The sequence below is a fragment of the Polaromonas sp. P1_G2 genome (assembly GCF_056405515.1).
In genome coordinates, this window is sequence record NZ_JBFUBY010000672.1 from 1 (window position 1) to 636 (window position 636).

Sequence of the window (636 nt, forward strand, 5' to 3'; positions counted from 1 at the left end):
GTACAACTACCATCAATGGGATCGTGACGAGAAGATCAACGGCCAGATCGAGGGTTTTTACACCGCTGTCGGCCTGCCGGTCACGGCACGGCGCTTCAAGCTGCTGCTGCTCTATCTCGATATCGTCATCCTTGCCCTGCACCGAGGTTCACCTCTGAACGAAGCGGGCAAGCGCGATGTGATGGCGACCGCCGGACGGCCGATTCTGGAAGGGCTGATGAAGACAATTCGGGAACAGCCGGACTCTTTTGACGATCAGACGAAGGCCGAGGCCGAGGCACTGATTGCCGAACCAGATGGCGAGCGCCAGCTCACGCGGGCGATCGCTATGGTCGACCGCATCCAGCCCGGGCTTGCTGAGCGCTATCGCGCCTTCCACCGCGCCGCGATGGAAGGCTGAGACGAAAAGCTGATCAGCCGCGGCGGCTGCGGCGTTCGCGCGGAGCGGCCTGCTCTTCCGCGGTCTTGTTGCGCAGCGGTCCGATTTTTTCGACGATCGTCTCGAGGGTCGGGCGCGGGCCGGGCGTGTGGCTATCGACAGCCTGGCGGATGGCAGCGAGATGTTCGCAGGACGTGCCGCAGCAGCCGCCGATGATCTTGGCGCCGGCATTGAGTGCCAGATGCGCATATTCAGCC

Annotated in this window: 2 protein-coding genes; one reads left to right on the plus strand and one right to left on the minus strand. The window is 63.2% G+C overall.

Annotation, left to right across the window (positions count from 1 at the left end; genetic code table 11):
- A partial coding sequence (locus AC1D0P_RS26870; protein ID WP_477679519.1) for a hypothetical protein occupies positions 1-400 on the plus strand: 400 nt, incomplete at its 5' end.
- Between the two features lie 13 nt (positions 401-413).
- Here AC1D0P_RS26870 and AC1D0P_RS26875 read toward each other — a convergent pair.
- Positions 414-636 (minus strand): homocysteine S-methyltransferase family protein (locus AC1D0P_RS26875; RefSeq protein ID WP_477679520.1); only part of this gene is annotated, 223 nt, incomplete at its 5' end.